This is a genomic window from Pantoea sp. Taur, assembly GCF_009830025.1.
In the GTDB taxonomy this organism is placed as follows: domain Bacteria; phylum Pseudomonadota; class Gammaproteobacteria; order Enterobacterales; family Enterobacteriaceae; genus Pantoea; species Pantoea communis.
The window spans coordinates 459,667-476,661 of sequence record NZ_SZZZ01000001.1 but is presented as its reverse complement, the minus strand read 5'-3'; the positions used below and the strand labels follow the sequence as shown (position 1 = coordinate 476,661).

The 16,995-nt window shown below is 53.3% G+C and carries 18 protein-coding genes and 1 pseudogene; 9 read left to right on the top strand and 10 right to left on the bottom strand.

What is annotated here, in order from left to right; genetic code table 11:
- Positions 1–16 precede the first annotated feature (16 nt).
- Genes FD744_RS02185 through FD744_RS02160 form a run of 6 tightly spaced genes read right to left on the bottom strand, consistent with a single transcriptional unit; the run spans position 17 to position 6,333 of the window.
- Positions 17–880 (bottom strand): PfkB family carbohydrate kinase, encoded by an 864-nt coding sequence (locus FD744_RS02185; RefSeq protein ID WP_160867126.1) that lies wholly within the window; start codon positions 878–880, stop codon positions 17–19.
- A gap of 2 nt (positions 881–882) precedes the next feature.
- Positions 883–1,740, bottom strand: a complete 858-nt coding sequence (locus FD744_RS02180) for a MurR/RpiR family transcriptional regulator (RefSeq protein ID WP_058960291.1) — start codon at positions 1,738–1,740, stop codon at positions 883–885.
- Positions 1,740–2,711 (bottom strand): ABC transporter permease, encoded by a 972-nt coding sequence (locus FD744_RS02175; RefSeq protein WP_160867125.1) that lies wholly within the window; start codon positions 2,709–2,711, stop codon positions 1,740–1,742. The genes FD744_RS02180 and FD744_RS02175 overlap by 1 nt, the downstream gene beginning before the upstream one ends.
- Before the next feature lie 31 nt (positions 2,712–2,742).
- Positions 2,743–4,245, bottom strand: a complete 1,503-nt coding sequence (locus FD744_RS02170) for a sugar ABC transporter ATP-binding protein (protein WP_160867124.1) — start codon at positions 4,243–4,245, stop codon at positions 2,743–2,745.
- Positions 4,246–4,261: 16 nt separating this feature from the next.
- Positions 4,262–5,302, bottom strand: a complete 1,041-nt coding sequence (locus tag FD744_RS02165) for a substrate-binding domain-containing protein (protein ID WP_097118840.1) — start codon at positions 5,300–5,302, stop codon at positions 4,262–4,264.
- A 50-nt stretch (positions 5,303–5,352) separates the two neighbouring features.
- Positions 5,353–6,333, bottom strand: a complete 981-nt coding sequence (locus tag FD744_RS02160) for a TIM barrel protein (protein ID WP_160867123.1) — start codon at positions 6,331–6,333, stop codon at positions 5,353–5,355.
- Between the two features lie 249 nt (positions 6,334–6,582).
- Between FD744_RS02160 and FD744_RS02155 the strand changes: the two genes are divergently transcribed.
- Genes FD744_RS02155 through FD744_RS02145 form a run of 3 tightly spaced genes read left to right on the top strand, consistent with a single transcriptional unit; the run spans position 6,583 to position 9,421 of the window.
- The gene (locus tag FD744_RS02155; protein WP_160867122.1) at positions 6,583–7,344 is read left to right on the top strand and encodes an alpha/beta hydrolase; all 762 of its coding nucleotides are present in this window, start codon (positions 6,583–6,585) and stop codon (positions 7,342–7,344) included.
- Between the two features lie 26 nt (positions 7,345–7,370).
- Entirely contained in the window at positions 7,371–8,045 is a 675-nt protein-coding gene (locus tag FD744_RS02150; protein ID WP_160867121.1) for a heavy metal response regulator transcription factor, read from the top strand.
- Entirely contained in the window at positions 8,042–9,421 is a 1,380-nt protein-coding gene (locus tag FD744_RS02145; RefSeq protein ID WP_160867120.1) for a heavy metal sensor histidine kinase, read from the top strand. The genes FD744_RS02150 and FD744_RS02145 overlap by 4 nt, the downstream gene beginning before the upstream one ends.
- A 64-nt stretch (positions 9,422–9,485) precedes the next feature.
- Here FD744_RS02145 and nfsB read toward each other — a convergent pair whose 3' ends face one another.
- Together nfsB and FD744_RS02135 are read right to left on the bottom strand one after the other, a co-directional pair.
- Complete coding sequence (gene nfsB, locus FD744_RS02140) at positions 9,486–10,139, bottom strand: oxygen-insensitive NAD(P)H nitroreductase (RefSeq protein WP_160867119.1); 654 nt, start codon at positions 10,137–10,139, stop codon at positions 9,486–9,488.
- An 87-nt stretch (positions 10,140–10,226) separates the two neighbouring features.
- Positions 10,227–11,228 carry a zinc-binding alcohol dehydrogenase family protein gene (locus tag FD744_RS02135; protein WP_160867118.1) on the bottom strand — a complete coding sequence of 334 codons (1,002 nt, stop codon included), beginning with the start codon at positions 11,226–11,228 and terminating at the stop codon, positions 10,227–10,229.
- A gap of 143 nt (positions 11,229–11,371) precedes the next feature.
- Here FD744_RS02135 and FD744_RS02130 point away from each other — a divergent pair, with 143 nt between their 5' ends.
- The 6 genes from FD744_RS02130 (at position 11,372) to FD744_RS02105 (ending at position 15,953) form a co-directional block, all read left to right on the top strand.
- Positions 11,372–12,277, top strand: a complete 906-nt coding sequence (locus FD744_RS02130; protein WP_160867117.1) for a LysR family transcriptional regulator — start codon at positions 11,372–11,374, stop codon at positions 12,275–12,277.
- A 99-nt stretch (positions 12,278–12,376) separates the two neighbouring features.
- Entirely contained in the window at positions 12,377–13,327 is a 951-nt protein-coding gene (locus tag FD744_RS02125; RefSeq protein WP_160867116.1) for an aliphatic sulfonate ABC transporter substrate-binding protein, read from the top strand.
- A 150-nt stretch (positions 13,328–13,477) separates the two neighbouring features.
- A complete protein-coding gene (locus FD744_RS02120) occupies positions 13,478–13,666 on the top strand; it encodes a YjfB family protein (RefSeq protein ID WP_160867115.1) in 189 nt (62 codons plus the stop codon).
- 103 nt (positions 13,667–13,769) lie between these two features.
- The gene (locus FD744_RS02115) at positions 13,770–14,648 is read left to right on the top strand and encodes a permease (RefSeq protein WP_160867114.1); all 879 of its coding nucleotides are present in this window, start codon (positions 13,770–13,772) and stop codon (positions 14,646–14,648) included.
- Between the two features lie 120 nt (positions 14,649–14,768).
- Complete coding sequence (locus FD744_RS02110; RefSeq protein WP_160867113.1) at positions 14,769–15,188, top strand: VOC family protein; 420 nt, start codon at positions 14,769–14,771, stop codon at positions 15,186–15,188.
- Positions 15,189–15,536: 348 nt separating this feature from the next.
- Entirely contained in the window at positions 15,537–15,953 is a 417-nt protein-coding gene (locus FD744_RS02105; protein WP_160867112.1) for a GNAT family N-acetyltransferase, read from the top strand.
- Between the two features lie 174 nt (positions 15,954–16,127).
- Here FD744_RS02105 and FD744_RS02100 read toward each other — a convergent pair.
- Positions 16,128–16,223: pseudogene (locus tag FD744_RS02100) on the bottom strand (VOC family protein); the annotation flags it as partial.
- A gap of 96 nt (positions 16,224–16,319) precedes the next feature.
- Positions 16,320–16,778, bottom strand: a complete 459-nt coding sequence (locus FD744_RS02095; protein ID WP_160867111.1) for a GNAT family N-acetyltransferase — start codon at positions 16,776–16,778, stop codon at positions 16,320–16,322.
- Positions 16,779–16,995 lie beyond the last annotated feature (217 nt).

Genomic DNA, 16,995 nt, shown 5'->3' with positions numbered 1-16,995 from the left:
AATGTGAGGTGGGTTATTAAGCAATGGCAGGACGAGAAACGTGCTCTGCGGCAGCCTGATTCGCTTTCTCCGCCGCCTCAGGCAGCGAGGAACCGGATACCAGCGCCTGACTCAGCACCCCGACAAAGCAGTCGCCTGCGCCGTGAGTGCTGATCAGCTTCACCGGAATCGCGGGCAAACTCTGCACCGGTTCACCCGACTGGCACACCGCCAAACCGTGCTCGCCCGCTGTGACAATCACCTGCGCGAAATCTTCCGCCAGTTTTTGTGCCGCTCGCTCCGCAGAGGCCAAATCAGTGACTTCGATCTGACACATATCGCGTGCTTCTACTGCGTTCACGATCAGCAGATCAATGCAGGCGGCGAGCGCGCCTTCAATCTCGCGCGCCGGTGCGGCGTTAATACACACCGCAATTCCCTTCTGCCGGGCCTGCTGCGCCAGTTGCAGATTCACACTGGCGGGCACTTCATTTTGCAACACCAGCAAGCCCGCCCCCTGCCACAGCGAGTCAGGCAGCGTAGTCACATCAATATGCAGATTCGCGTTGGACACCACCACCGCACCGTAATCGCCTTCCGCATCGCTGATCGCCACGCTCATTCCTGACGGCATATCCGGCAAAATCGCCACCGCATCGGTGTTAACGCTGGCATCGCGCAGCGCCGCGAGCAGGAATTCGCCCTGCGCATCGGCGCCCACCGCGCCAATAAAACTTACCGCGCCACCCGCACGTGCGGCCGCCACCGCCTGGTTGCCGCCTTTACCACCAAATTTATAGCTACAGCCGCTGCCTATTACGGTTTCGCCCTTTTCCGGGCGATGGTGGGCCGCCAGCATAATGTCGTAATGCAGGCTACCGGCGACAATAATTTTGTTCATGACTAAAAGTCCCGCAGATCCTGAACCGCACGCTGGGTTTTCATCAGATTCTTTTCCGCCAGCTTTAAATCTTTTTTGGCGATTGCCACAAACAGCGCATCGAGAATATTTAATTGCGCGATACGTGCTGCCGCATTTTCCCCAAGCAGATGCGATCCCTGAGAAGTTGATGTCAATACCACGTGCGCATTACGCGCAATAGGCGACTCGGCATAATTGGTAATAGCAATTATCTTTGCACCATTTCGTGCCGCCAGTTTAATCGGATCGTTTACTGCCCGCGTTGCCCCAGAATGACTGATGGCGATCACCACGTCATCGTCGGATAACACCGCTGCTGACATCAGCATAATATGCGCATCGTCATAAGGCGTGGACTTGATCCCGATCTTCAGCAGCTTGTGCGATAAATCCCGCGCCACGGTGGCTGAACCGCCCACCGCATAAAGATCGATATGGCGCGCTTTAAATAAAATATCGGCAGCACGATTAAACTCAGATATATCCAGAATCGATAATGACTCTTCAATTGCCTGAATCGAGGTTCTGAATACTTTAGCCAGTAATTGTTCCGACGAGTCTTCCGGCTCAATTTCTGCATGCAAGCCAGCCACTTCAGATTGATTATAATAAATCAGTCCGGTGCGAAAATGACGGAAGCCAGTAAAATTAAGCTTCTTAGTAATTTTCACAATCATCGCCTGTGAGACATTATTCTCTTCGGCAATTTCCTGCAGCGAAGTCTGTTCACTAATGTCGGTTCTGGCGATGATGGCTTCGGCAACACGCCGCTCCAGCGGCGTCAGCTGCGGTAATCGCATACGAATTTGAGCGCCAATGGCTCGCGGATCTTGCTTCATTACCTGCCTCTTGTCGCCCGGTCAATCAACATCGCTATGATAATGATTAGGCCAGTGGCAAGCAATTGATAAAAGGCCTGAATATTCAGCAGAGTCAAGCCATTACGTAATGCTCCGAGGATGATGGCGCCGATAATGGTGCCGACGATACTGCCTTTGCCGCCCATCAGTGAAGCACCGCCAATCGCCGCTGCCGCAATCGCATCTAACTCCCACAAATTCCCGATAGTGGGTTCTGCTGCGCCTAAGCGCCCAATCAGAATCAACGATGCCAGTGACGCTAAAGTGCCTGAGATAATGAACACCGTCACTTTGGTGCGTTTAACCGGTACACCGGCCACGCGCGCCGCTTCTTCGTTACCGCCCACCGCCAGAATATATTCGCCCAACGGGGTTTTATTCATCACCAGCCACAACACCAACGCTATCACTGCAACAATGATGATCGGGGTTGGAATACCGAATAGATCGCTGTTAATTAGGCTGCGAAACTCCATCGGGATGCCAAACACCGGATTCCCGCCGGTATAGATCAGCGCAATGGCGCGGAACAGCGAAAGTCCCCCCAGCGTGACGATAAACGGCTGCAGTCCTGCATAGGCCACCAGCATCCCGCTGAACACCCCACATAATGCGCCGATACCCAGCGTGGCCAGAATCGCCACCGGAACCGGCACACCCGCCACCATCAGAGTGGCGCCCAATACCGCAGAGAGTGCAGCGGTCGGCCCAACTGATAAATCAATACCGCCGGAAATAATCACCAGCGTCATCCCCAGTGCGATCAGCGCATTAATGGAAGATTGCTGCAAAATATTCAGCAGATTTGGCACGGTAAAAAATACCGGCGACAGGAATGAAAATGTCACCACGATAATGAGCAGTCCGATTAAGGTGCCGGCATCGCGCAGATTGAGTTTAAATTTTGCCGACGGCGCAGCCGCTGGCTGTGTATTTGTTTGCGTCATCATAATTGTGCCTATATAGAGTGCAGATTGAGTGCTATACAGCTTCTTTAATGTCGTTAATAGCAAAGCGCGCGATGTTCTCTTCGGTAATGTCATCACCGGTTAATTCACGCGTAATTCTTCCTTCACGCATCACTAAGACGCGGTCGGATACACGTAATATCTCGGTCATTTCTGACGACACCACGACAATCGCTTTACCTTGCTGGGCCAGCTTTTCAATCAGGTTATATATTTCAGCTTTAGCCCCGATATCAATTCCCCGGGTTGGCTCATCAAATAAAAACACTTCGGCATCCGCGGCTACCCAGCGGCCAATAATCACTTTCTGCTGATTACCACCACTCAGTGTGCCGATCGGTTTTTCAATATTCAGCGGACGCAGTTTTAAGTCGGACATCACCTGCTGCGCCACCGCGTCCAGTTTCACTTTACGAATAACGCCCGCGAGCGTGAAGTTGCGCATCGACGGCAGCGCCATGTTCACTTTCACTGCACGCGCTTTGATGATGCCCTCTTTCTTACGATCTTCCGGCACCAGACCAATACCGGCACGAATCGCCGCACTGACGTTGTGATTGCGTACCGACTGACCATTGACGCGTACGTCACCCGCGCTACGTTTGTCGATACCGGCAATCAGTTTCAGCAATTCGGTGCGGCCTGCGCCGACCAGACCTGCCACGCCCAATACTTCCCCGGCGCAGACGCTGAAACTGGCCGGTTTTATCTCCGTTCCGCGCGTCACATTCTCAACCTGCAGCACTTCGCGATCGGTGGCCCATGACTGGTGCGCCTGCTTATCGATTTTGCGCCCTACCATTTTCGCGACGATGCTCTCTTCAGTCTCATCGCAAATGTTCACCACCCCGACCTGACGGCCATCGCGCATGATGGTGGCACGATCGCAGACCTGGAAAATTTCATTCATCTTGTGCGACACATAAATCAATGAGACGCCGGTGGATTTCAGATCTGCAATCAGTTCCGCCAGACGCTCAAACTCACGCGGCGTCAGGCTGGATGTCGGTTCATCCATGGCGATGATTTTCGCCTCATCCAGCAGTGCGCGCGCAATCTCCACGATCTGCTGCTGCGATACCTTGAGGTTCTTGATCGGCTCAGCGGGATTAATGCTGGGATCAAGCTGTTTCAGAATATGCGTAGCACGTGCCAGCTGAGCGCGTTTATCGACAAACAAACCGTTCAGGGTGGTCATCGGGCGACCCAGAAACATATTCTGGGCGACGGAGAGCTCAGGAACATGCTGCAACTCCTGATGAATCATCGCGATGCCCGCATGACGCGCACTGAGCGGATTTTTCATCTGCACTGACTCGCCGTTGACGTGGATGTCACCGCTATCCGCCGGACGCACGCCAGAGAGAATGTTCAGCAACGTGGATTTGCCTGCCCCATTCTCACCGATCAGCGCGTGCACTTCGCCCGGTCGCACCATAAAGTCCACATCCTGCAGCGCGATGGCGCTACCGTAGGTTTTATTGATGCCGCGCATCATTAAGCGATACTGTTCCATACGCTCTCCGCCTGTGTTACTGCTGTGCCAGCAATTGACGCAATTTGTCGTTGTCTTTGGTTGAGAAGGCATCGGCATTCTCTTTGGTGATCAGCGCCTGTGGCGTGGCAATCACACGCGACAGTTTCTGTCCGTTCACCAGACGCAACATCACTTCCATCGCCACTTCACCGGTCAGGATCGGGAAGCTATCGACGGTGCCGGTCAGTTCACCGCGCTTAATAGAAGCATAGGCATCGGAAATACCGTCGGTACCAAATACTGCGGTCTGCTTCGCTTTATTCAGCGAACGCACCGCTTCCACCACGCCGAGCGCCATGGTGTCGTTGTTGGCATAGAAACCAATCAGATCCGGATGCTGTTGCAGAATGGTCGATGCAGCGTTAAAGGCCTGCTCGCGGCTCCAGTTAGCGGGCACGCTGGCAACAATGTTGAATTTACCATTCGCCTGCAGCGTCTCTTTGAAGCCAGCCGTGCGCTGACCCGCCGCGTACACGCCAGGCTGGCCTTCAATCACCGCCACTTTGCCGCCCTGCGGATAGTGCTGAATAAACCATTTGGCGACGCGCACACCGTTGTCTTTCTGCACGTTCCCAACGTAGTACTGGGCACTTGGCACCACCGCATCGTTGACGTTCACCACGGGAATGCCTTTGCTGCTGGCGCTTTCCAGTGCTGGCTCAAGGTTGATATCGGTCTGAGGTGACACCAGCAAGCCATTAAAGCCTTGCGCAATCAGGGTTTCAGCGATGGACAACTGGCCCATTTGGTCATCTTCATTGGCGGCGGCCTGGTAAGCGACGGTGAAACCATACTTCTTCGCGACGTTCTGATACCCCTCGCCGAGTGAACGCCAGTACTCATTGGTCAGCGTTTTCGACACGCCGCCAATTTTCAGCTTGCTGTCGACTTTCGGCATCGGGCCGTATTTGCTTTCCAGCTGCGTCCAGTCTGTGCGGTCAGGCTCGGAGTCAGATTTCAGCGGCGCTAAGGTAGCAGCGTGCACGCTGGAACACAGCAGTGCGGAGGTCAGTACAGAGAGTAAGAGCTTTTTCATGGTGGTAGCCTTTTTATCGTTTTATTTGAGGTGCAGGGTTATGCGCTTGCTTATTGTGCAAGCATGATGTCATTCACAATTTGCTGTGAGGCCACCGCATCCTGACGGCTAATTGCTTCTTCCAGTGCTGGGTTATTGTTGAGTTTTTCGCTCAACTTCAGCAGACGCTTCACAGTCACAATGTTGATTTCCGCTTCACGGATCGGGTCGAGGCCGCTGGCATCCGGGAAGGTGTCGAAGTAATAAGCACCCTGATAGCCATCGCGCTGCATCTGCCACAGGAATTCCAGCGTGGCGCGCGGATTCACTGAGCCCGCCATCAAGCCATCATCGCGTTTGCCCCAGCCATCATTCAGGTCCAGTCCTAACAAGCGTGAACGACGGGCCACCATGGCGGCCGCAAACGCCGGCACTTCATTGGCAAACAGCACGTGAGCGAAGTCCAGCGTGATGCCGAGGTTGGCGCATCCGGCTTCTTCCACGGCCAGCAAACAGGTGGTGGCATTGGGGAAGATGCTATAAGCACGCGGTTCATTCGGTTTGTATTCAATGCTGACGTCGATTTCCGGCGCATATGCAGCCACTTCACGCACCGCGCTGACGGCGTCTTCCCACATCTTTTTATAGTCGGCCTGGAAGCAATAATCGAAACCGTCCTGGCCCATCCACAAGGTCATCAGGCGTGAACCAAACTCGCGGCCCGCATCAATACCGCGCTTGGTCAGTTCGATAGCTTCACGACGAATTTTGGCGTCAGGGTTAGTAAAGGCGCCAATTTTGAATTGGGGAGCATCCCAGCGCATCTGCATGCCATTGACCGCCAGACCTGCATCAGCAATCGCCTGACGCATAGTGGGAATGTCACTGGTCATGTGCTGCGGATAGTTAAGGTCGAGATGCGTCAGGCCATTCACCTTACCGGCGCGCGCAATCATCTGTAATACAGAAGGTTTTCCCTGGAGATCTGGCCAGTATAAGTGCGCCCCAGAGGCGAAAGAGTTCAAACGTGTGGCAAACTTTAATTCTGACATGAGGAAGGATCCTTCAGTGCTGGTTGTAATGTACTTTCCTTCTTCACGATTATTTGTGAAGTTATGGCATAAATTACACAAGCCAATTTGTTTAGCAATACGGCATCGCTTCAATTTGCGAGGCCGTTCACGAAATCCTGCGATCGATCAGCGCACAGCCCTGTCATTCTTTTGTCATAACTCGCTCACCCTGCTGTCAGCGCCGTTTTCATATCCTGTGCCCGAACCTTCCTTATCTGGAGCACGATCATGAAACTGAAAAAACTGACGTTAGCGGCGGGCATTTTATTGGCGATGGCGGGCGGCGCGGCACACGCCCAAGCGCAACCGGTGAAGAATATTGTGTTAGTACACGGTGCATTTGTGGGTGGTGCAGGATGGCGTCCGGTGTATGACCGCCTGACGCACGATGGCTATAAAGTGACGCTGGTGCAGGAGCCGCTGACCGGTTTCCCGGAAGATGTCACGGCGACACGCCGCATCATCGATCAGCAGAATGGACCGGTGATTCTGATCGGCCACAGTTATGGTGGCGCGATCATCACCGAAGCCGGGAATGACAGCAAGGTGGTGGGTCTGGTGTATATCGCTGCACACGCGCTGGATAACGGCGAAACCGAAGCCATCAACGGCAAGAAGTTCCCGAACAGCGCGCATCCGTTTGCCAAATCGACTGATGGCTACCTGACCATCGCGCCAGAAAATTATCACAGCGATTTCGCTGCGGATTTACCGGCGGCGCAGGCGGATTTTGAAGCGCATGCGCAGATGCCAACCAACGCCGCTGTGTTCACCGCCAACATTCCAGACCCGGCGTGGAAGACCAAGCCTAGCTGGTACATGGTGGCGAAAGCTGACAAAATCATTAACCCTGATCTGGAGCGGATGTACGCCAAACGCGCGCATAGCCACACGGTTGAAGTCGCGGGCGCCAGCCACTCGGTGTATGAATCTCATCCGGATGATGTGGCGAAACTGATTGAACAGGCCGCTCAGCAGGCGCAGCCCTAACCCACTGATCCCGCCCGGAGATGCGCATGAAAATTTTGGTGATTGAAGATGAAGCCAAAGCGCGCGATTACATGCGCAAAGGATTAACCGAAGCGGGATTCATCGTGGATGTAGCGGAAAATGGGCAAGACGGTTTGTTCTATGCGCAGGAGCATCATTACGACCTGATTTTACTCGATGTGATGATGCCCGGCATGAGCGGCTGGGAAGTCATGGCCGAGCTGGATAAACAGATCCAGACGCCGGTAATTTTCCTCACGGCTAAAGGCACGTTGGAAGATCGCATCAAGGGGTTGGAACTGGGCGCGGATGATTACCTGGTGAAGCCCTTCTCGTTTGCGGAACTGCTGGCACGCGTCCGCACGCAACTGCGGCGCGGCGGCCAGCAAAAACTTCCCGATGTGCTGACCCTGGCCGATCTGCAACTCGATATCCTTAAACGTCGGGTGGAGCGCGCGGGAGAACGCATCGACCTCACCAATAAAGAGTTCAACCTGCTGCATCTGTTTATGCTGCATCCCGGTGAGGTGTTGACGCGCACGGTGATCGCCTCCCGCGTATGGGACATGAATTTCGATAGCGATACCAACGTGGTGGACGTGGCAGTGAAACGCCTGCGCCAGAAGATCGATGGCCCCTTTGCTCAACCGTTGATTCATACGGTGCACGGCGTCGGATATCGCTGCGAAGCTGAAACATGAAAAAACTCTCGCTTGCCACTCGCTTATCACTACTGCTCAGCACCGCAGTGATTGTGATTTTTGCCCTGAGCGGCTTTGCGCTGTATCAGTCCCTGGCGAAGCAAATTGGCGTGCGTGATGACGCGGCTTTACTGACGCGCATTGATCAGATTCGTACGCTGCTACGCGATGAAGACGCCATTACGCTGATTCAGCAAAAACCGCGCCTGTTTGCCAATATGCTGGGCAATACAGAATCCTTGTTAGTGCTGCGCTTTCCTGGCCAGCCGCCGCTGATTGTGGTCAATCCCGGCGCACGACCGATGCCCGACATCACGCCGGTGCCCGCCGATCAGCCACTCAGTCTGACCTCAGTGCATCACCAGCAGGCAGAGGACGGCACGCCTTTTATTTCCGCCGCTGCATTAGCGCCGACGCGTGATGGTAATGGGCAAATTGAGATCATCACCGGCCGCCTGATGAGCGATCGTACCCAAACTCTCAACAGCTATCGCGATCAGATCATTGTCTCGACCGCACTGGCTGCGCTGCTGGTCGCGGCACTCAGTATCTGGCTGGTGCGTCGCGGCTTGTTGCCATTACGTCGGCTGGCAGCGGAAACTGATGCCATAGACGTGCGGCGTTTATCGCACCGTATCCAGTTCAGTGATGCCCCGACAGAGCTACAACCGCTGGTCGCCGCTTTCAACCAGATGCTCAGCCGTCTTGAACAGGGCTACCAGCAACTCAGCCAGGTCTCTGCGGACATGGCGCACGACCTGCGCACGCCGATTGGCACCTTGATCGGTCAGACCGAGGTAGCGCTGAGCCAGCCGCGCAGCGTGGGTGATTACCAGGCACTGCTGGGCTCCAACTACGAGGAACTGGAGCGACTGGCGAAGATGATCGATAACATGCTGTTCCTCGCCAAAGCGGAAGACGCCAGTCAGGCAATGGATTGGCAGATAATCGATTTGGCACAGCTCGGCGAGAAATTACAGGACTATTTTGATGGTATGGCCGAAGAGCACGACATGCAGTTGGAGATGCGCATGCAAGGAGAATTACGCGCAGATCCACAGCTGCTGCAGCGTGCACTGGCGAATCTGATGGCAAATGCCTTGCGCTATGGCGAGCGGGATACCACCATTCGGGTGTTAAGTGCGGTGCGCGATCAGGGAATCGAGTTGGTGGTGGAGAATCAAGGCGCGGCGTTGAGTGCTGAACAGCAGTCACGCATGTTTGATCGCTTCTGGCGCGCTGATGCATCACGGCATCAAAGCAGTAGCGGACTGGGATTATCGATTGTGCGCAGCATCATGCGTTTGCATCACGGTAGCTGTGCGGTGAGCAGTGAGAACGGGGTGAACCGGTTCAGTTTGCTGTTTCCGCGATGAAACGTGTAGCGGCGCGATTCATCGCGCGGGGTTAAAACCACGCAAAAAATTGCGCCGCAACCGCTTAAACAAAGGTGAAAATCTCTTCGCGCGGCAAACGTGATTTTGGCAATGCCGCATTGAAATCTTCTTCGCTGCGATAGCCCAGCGACACCAGTACCACGCTGGTAAAGCCTTTCTCACGCAGGCCTAACGCCTGATCCAGCGCACGCTGATCGAAACCTTCCATCGGCGTTGCATCAATCCCTAACATCGCGGCACCTAGCAGCAGACCACCGAGCGCCAGGTAAACCTGTTTTTCCATCCACTGCGGGATATCACGCTGCTCATAACGGTGCATATCGACATAGCCACGGCGGCTCTTATCCTGACCGGCTTTGCCTTCTGGTTTGGCAAAACGCCCATCCTGCTCTTCCTGCGCCAGCACGTTTTGCAGATGCGCGTCATCCAGATCGGTGCGCATGCACAGCGCGATCACATGGGAAGCATTCAGTACTTTCGGGCCGTTATAAACAAACGCGCCGGTAGTGGATTGCGCGATCTGCTCACGACCTTCTGGCGTGGAAGCCACCACAAAATGCCACGGCTGAGAGTTGACGGAAGACGGGCTGTTACGCAGCACGTTCAGCAGCGTTTCGATCTCTTCCTGCGGCAAGCTTTTACCACTGGCGAAGGCTTTAACGGTGTGGCGACGAGCCACTGCGTCATTAAGTGTCATGGCAATCTCCTGAATCGATTATTTTAAAAGTGCCGTTACCTTAACCGCCGCGTTGACGCAGCGGTTAACGAATTGTGTTTCAAAGGGTTAAAAGCCGCTGAGCACGATCTTGCCGCGTGCGCGACCACTTTCGATAAGCGCATGGGCTTTGCGTAGATTCGCCGCATTAATAGTGCCGTGATGTTCGCCTGCCGTGGTTTGCAGCGTCTGGTCATCAATCAGCTGGCTTACGCGCTCTAAAATATCGTGCTGACGCTGCATATCGCGGGTCTGGAACAGTGAGCGGGTGAACATCAGCTCCCAGTGCAGCGAGATGGCTTTGCGCTTCAGCGGCACCACGTCCAGCGTTTCAGGATCGTCGATCAGGGCCAGTTTGCCCTGTGGGGCCAGCACATCCACCAGCTGGGAGTAATAGCTGTCGGTGTGCGTCAATGAAGCCACATAGCGCACCTGAGGGTGACCAATGGCCGCCAGTTGTTCGCCCAGCGGCTGCTGATGATTAACCACATGATGTGCACCCAGAGAACGCACCCAATCCGCGGTTTCAGAGCGCGATGCGGTGCCAATCACCGTGAGGTTGGTCAACTTGCGTGCCAGCTGCGTCAGGATCGATCCCACACCGCCGCCTGCTCCAATTATCAGCAATGCGGCATTGTCATCCGCCTGCACTTCCAGACGATCAAACAGCAATTCCCATGCGGTGAGTGATGTCAGCGGCAACGCGGCGGCATCGGCATCATTCAGCGTACGGGGTTTATGTCCGGCAATGCGTTCATCCACCAGACCATACTCGGCATAACTGCCCGCGCGCGTAATATCGCCGGCGTAAAACACTTCATCGCCCGGCTGGAACAGCGTGACTTCCTCGCCCACCGCCTCCACCACGCCGACCGCATCCCAACCGAGAATGCGCGGTTTATCGGTTGGCGCGCCGTTACGCACTTTGGTATCTACCGGGTTCACGGCAATTGCGTGGATCTTTACCAGCAAATCGCGCGCACCCGGCTGCGGTTGAGCGACATCCAATTCGTACAACGCATTTTCATCGGAAATCGGTAAACCGTTTTGGCTATAAACAATCGCTTTCATCAAGCCGTTCCTCAATTCATCAGGGTGTTAGGTCAGTTGTACTCAGCATAGCGGCCTGCACGCTGAGGAAAAATGCCGATTGCACAGCAACACTTTCACTCTTAGAGTGAAAATCCCTGCCTGTTTTGACGATGAGTAAGAAAATGATCCGACTGGAAGATGTCACGCTGTTTGTGCGTTCGGCAGCACTGGGCAGCTTTTCGCGCGCGGCTCGTGAAGTGAATTTGCTGCCAGGGCAAGTGAGCGCCGCCATTCAGCGTCTGGAGCGAGAACTGGATCGTCGCCTGTTTGCACGATCCACGCGTAGCCTGCGCTTAACCGCCGAAGGGGAAAAATATCTGCCTTACGCACAGGAGATGCTGGCCCTGATGCAAGCGGGTGCCGATAGCCTGCAAAGCCACGAAGACGCACTCAGCGGCGAGCTTAAAATCGCGATGCCCTCGGATATTGGCCGCAATATCCTCTTGCCGCTGATTACCGAATTTTGCTGTGAGCACCCTGCCTTGTCGGTTCGGTTATCGTTATCTGATCAAATAAGTGATGTGTTCCGCGATCCGGTAGATATCGCCATTCGTTACGGCAAACTCGAAGACAGCAGTTACGTGGCATTGCCGCTGGCCGAAGACAATCGCCGCATTATGGTGGCATCGCCAGCCTATCTCGACCAACATGGACGCCCGCAGAAGCTGGAGGATTTGGCCCAGCATCACTGCCTGCCGTTTGTGATGGGCGGCCATGTCTATGACAAGTGGACGTTCCCGCAGGAAGGTATGCGCCGCCAAATCACGGTGAAAAGTCGCCTGCTGTGTGATGACGCCGAAGTGGCGCGTCGTTGGGCTATCAATGGCATGGGCATCGCGTATAAATCCTGGATTGACGTCTGTGAAGACATTAGGCAGCACCGCCTGGAACGGGTGCTGCCTGAGATCCCCGGCGAAAGCACGCCGCTGCATTTAATCTGCCCGCATCGTAAACAGTTTTCCCCCGCAATTCGGGCGCTGCATGGCGTATTGCGGGCGCATTTGCGTGCGATGACCGCGCAACTTTGATAGCTGTAAATGTGCAGAGCTTATGCGAACTTGCGGTTTTGATTGCCTCCTGAGCGGCTTTATCATTTTAAAAAATTGATAACACCTTCAGGGACTCACATGCGCAACATCACAAAGACAATACTTGCTTCACTGCTTTTCTCCTCACTGCTTGCCAGCGCCAATGCCGAAGAGACACTTCGCATCGGCTATCAAAAATCTTCCACCTTGCTGACGTTGATAAAGCAGCGTGGCGATCTGGATAAGGCGCTCGCCGAGCGCGGCATTAAAGTGACATGGCACGAGTTCACCAGCGGCTTACCGCTGCTGGAGGCGCTGAATCTCAACAACGTTGACCTCTCTGCTGATGTCGCCGATACCGTGCCGGTGTTCGCGCAAGCGGCAGGCGCCGACCTCACATATTACGCACGCGAGACGCCCTCTCCTGAAGCTCAGGCCATTCTGGTGCCCGCCAACTCCAGCATCAAATCACTGCAGGATTTAAAAGGTAAAAAGATTGCCGTTACCAAAGCGGCTGGCAGCCATTATCTGCTGATCACCGCGTTGCAAAAGGCGGGACTGAAATTCAGTGATGTCACACCTGCATGGCTGACACCTGCCGATGGGCGTGCCGCGCTGGAACATGGCAGCGTTGATGCGTGGGTGACCTGGGAACCCTTTGTCACCAGCTCGAAAGTCGAGCAGCACACGCGCGTGCTGGTTAGCGGTAAAGGTCTCGCCAGTTACCAGCGCTACTATCTGGTATCGACGCCTTATGCGCAGAAGCACCCTGAGGTGCTGGGCATTGTGTATAAGACGCTGGATCAGGAAGCTCAATGGCTGAAAGCACATCCAACGGATGCAGCCAAGATTCTCTCTCCATTGTGGGGTAATTTGCCGCTCGCCACGGTGGAACAAGCGAACCAGCAACGCAGCTATCAGATCGAGCCAGTGAACAAGAGCGATTTGGCTGAGCAGCAGAAGATTGCAGATGCGTTTTATCAGGCGAAGCTGCTGCCGAAAGCGATTGATGCGCAGGATGTGGGCACCTGGCAGCCGCAGGCGAAATAGCCGCCCTGCCAGAGAATAATCTGATTAAGCCAGTTGGCGTCGGGGATGTTCGAAGATAGCAGTGAAGCTTTGCCCCTGGATGCCGATAGACGTATCAGGCTTTCTCAAAGCCGTTTCCGCCCCCTATTAGTCGTATTAAAGGAGAGCAAGATGGATGTATCACAGATTACTTCACTGGCTATCGGTCTGGATAATATGGACCTCAGCAGTAAAGTGAGCACCCTGGTACTGAAAAAGACCCTGGATAATCAGCAGTCGATGGCAGCAGGAATTCTTAATTCGATTCCGCAACTGCCTGCCAATCCGGCAGTTGGCCGCAACATCAATACCACCGCATAAACTCGCGTTGCATCGTTGCACTGACTGAACGACCTCTGATAGCGTGTATTTTTAACCACTCCCTACTTCAGGGAGTGGTCGACACGCTAATCAGGGACGTTTCGTGACGATTTTCTTTCCGCTTATCTATCTGTTTGCCGGATGGTTGCTGGGCAAAACCGCCTGGGATTGCAAAACGGCTGCGTCATGGATATTGACGCGCATCGCTATTCCCATCGTGGTCATTTTTAATATATCGACCCGCTTCCACAGCATGAGCACCATTATTACTGCCACCGCGATATGCATGATGTTGCTATTGCTGGCTGGCCGCTATGTTTTTGCTGACCCCATTAAAAACCTCTGTTTCAGCTATCTTAATATCGGCTGGCTGGGTCTGCCCGTCGCCAGCGTGCTATTCGGCAATGATGCTGCGACCATTATCATTGCCGCCTACGTCGGCAGCTCAATTGTCGGAAACTCGCTGGGCGCAGGCATGCTCTCCAGCGAGAGTTTTAATCCAATCACGTTGATGCGCACCCCGCCCGTCATCGCTCTGATGATCGGCGTAGCATTGATTCCGCTGAGTGATTCGGTGGCTCTTCACTTTGATAGCCTGTATCAAATTGCCAAATTTATGATGAGTTTTCTTGGCATGGCCGTTTTAGGAATTTGGCTTTCAAAGACAACAATATCGATGCGCGATTTTCGACTCGAACTGCGTCCGTTTATCACTCGCTCAATAGTTTTCGCTGTGCTGATTTCGTTGCTGCTGCTAATAGCCAATCAGTTCAACTCGCCACTTATTACACAAAATCCGGCAACGCTGTATCTTTTCTGCCTGCTTCCCCCGGCAGCCAATATTATCGTGCTAGAGACGCATTACCTGGGCACTGGAAATTCAGCGCGGGCGATTTCATGTGGGACTTGTATCAGTATCGTAGCGATAGCGATCTATTCAGCTGCTGTTTTGGGTGGCAGAGCCTTGGGGATATGGGGTTAAGGAAATGCCCGCTCGGATTATCGTAACGCACATCCTCACTCGTATATCATCTGTTGCGATATTAGCGAGCCGGTTAAGCACCATCAGATTTGAGTGATGTTATTTAAAAGGACATAAGCAATGACCGTTCAGCATGAACTCTACTGGAACCGAATGGTGCCCGAACTGACCGTGACGGACTTCACTGCCTCACTGCATTTTTACACTGAAGTATTGGGGTTCCAGATTATGGTCAAACGAAGCGATCCCGAATTTGCTTACATCAACCTCGGCGAAGCACAGCTGATGCTTGAGCAGTTTCACGCCGAAGGCTGGAATACCGCAAAACTCGTCAAACCGCTCGGGCGCGGCGTGAATTTCCAGATTGAGGTGGATGATATTGCGTGTGTGCTGGCGCGGGTGAGGAAACATGGTGTGCCGCTGTATCGGGAGCTGCGTGAAAACACCTATAGGATTGGAGAAACCAAGGCTTGCCAGAGAGAGTTTCTCGTTCAGGATCCGGATGGCTATCTTTTGCGTTTTAGCCAGTTTGTTGAGTGAGGGGGATTGTGGATGTTGGGGGCGGGTTTGGGGATTTGGATTCATGGGGCTGGGGATCCACTTTGAAAGAGGATCGGACTCTTTTATCCATTTCTACTATCGTGGCTTACGAAATTGAGCTTACGGTGTCTCTCGGTAGAAAATAGTGAGAAACTGCTATTAATTTTTTATCTCAACCTGCCCTATGGGAAGCAAATTCGATTAAGGAGGAATGAATGTCACAGGGCGTGAAGCGGACGTCAAAATGATGGCGACCGGAAAGTTCTGCCACATTAGACATCACCCCTTGTTGCTAATCATGCCCCATACGCCTATATAATCAGAAACCTAATTGGAAATGGGGGCACTATGTACATCTCTATCAGAAAATTACTGCCGCTTGAATGGGATCATGCTTACAGTCTGATTTCACAGCTCCGGAATATTTCCAAAGAGAAGTTTATTGAAAGCGTTAGAATTCAGACCATGAACGGTTATGAGCTTGTTGGCGCATTTGGCGATGAGAAAATGCTTGGCCTGATGGGCTTCCGCCCCGTTCATACTCTGGCCAGAGGATCACATCTCCATATTGATGATTTGGTCGTAGATGAGGCATCAAGAAGTTCGGGGATAGGGAAAAAACTGCTGGATTTTGCCACCACTGAATCAGAAAGCAGGGATATGAATTTCGTGTTTCTTGATGCCCGACAGCAGGCGATACCATTTTATGAACGTAATGGTTTTGTGGCTCACACTTCACCTTCAATGAAAAAGCCTCTCCGATAAACCAAAGAGCCTGTAACTGAGTGTTTTACAGGTTTGCTATCATTAATGCGCGGGCATTCTGATTATCATAAGAGTTCGGCTACGCGCCGGACTTGCGCAGCCTCAGAGATGTCAGGGCTGCGCGTTCTGGTAGAGATCCCAGCGTTTGCCTGGCTGCTGCGTGTCCTTAACCTAGGTAAAGCCCAGCTTTTCGGTGTAATACTCAATCGCGCGGTCGTAGTCATCGACCACTATCGCTACGTATCCCATGCATCGCTTTTGCGTTCTCATTTCTGCTCCGTCAGGTTTTAGGCACAACAGCCCGGACACTCTCTTTTATCATAACAGTGCTGACTCGGCCTCTCCTGGAGCTATAGCAAACTGAAGTTACGTAAGCTCTTTGTACATAAAAATACTCAACGGATCTGGCGCATACGGAGGGAATGCATCGCATATCTCGTAACCGCATCTACGATAAAGTCTTATAGCCGGCTGCTGGTAAATCCCTGTTTCAAGACGTAGTACGCGCGTACTCCTTTCTGAAGCAATCGACTCGATTGCACTGACTATTTGCTCTCCGAGCTTCCTGCCCCGGTATTCCGGCCGAATATAAACCCGCTTAATCTCGGCTGAGCCGTCAGCCTGAAATAGTAAAGCACCACAACCCGCAGGTAGGCCATCATGGTCGTTTACAATAATGCACCGGAGCTGCTCGTTACTGACTGTTGAAAAATCCAGACAGTGATTACTTTCTGCCGGATACAGCTGGCTTTGAAAGGCATCGAGCTCGCTGACCAGCAAGGCCAGATCAGAATTACTTGTATCTACTTCTGAAATGCTGAACATTCGCTATCCTCGATTCATTTTTAACTAATGAATCTAACATAATGTTCCATCAGTGACGGCTTCCAATATTTAATATAGAAATTCGTTTGCAACGTCTGCTTCTGGCACGCAGCAGACATCCACAACAGCCAATGTCCGCTGTGAGCGAGGTATAGTCATTCGCACCCTGAGAATTACACTTTGAAGTGATTCAGGGTATGCGCTTACTGGTTACGAA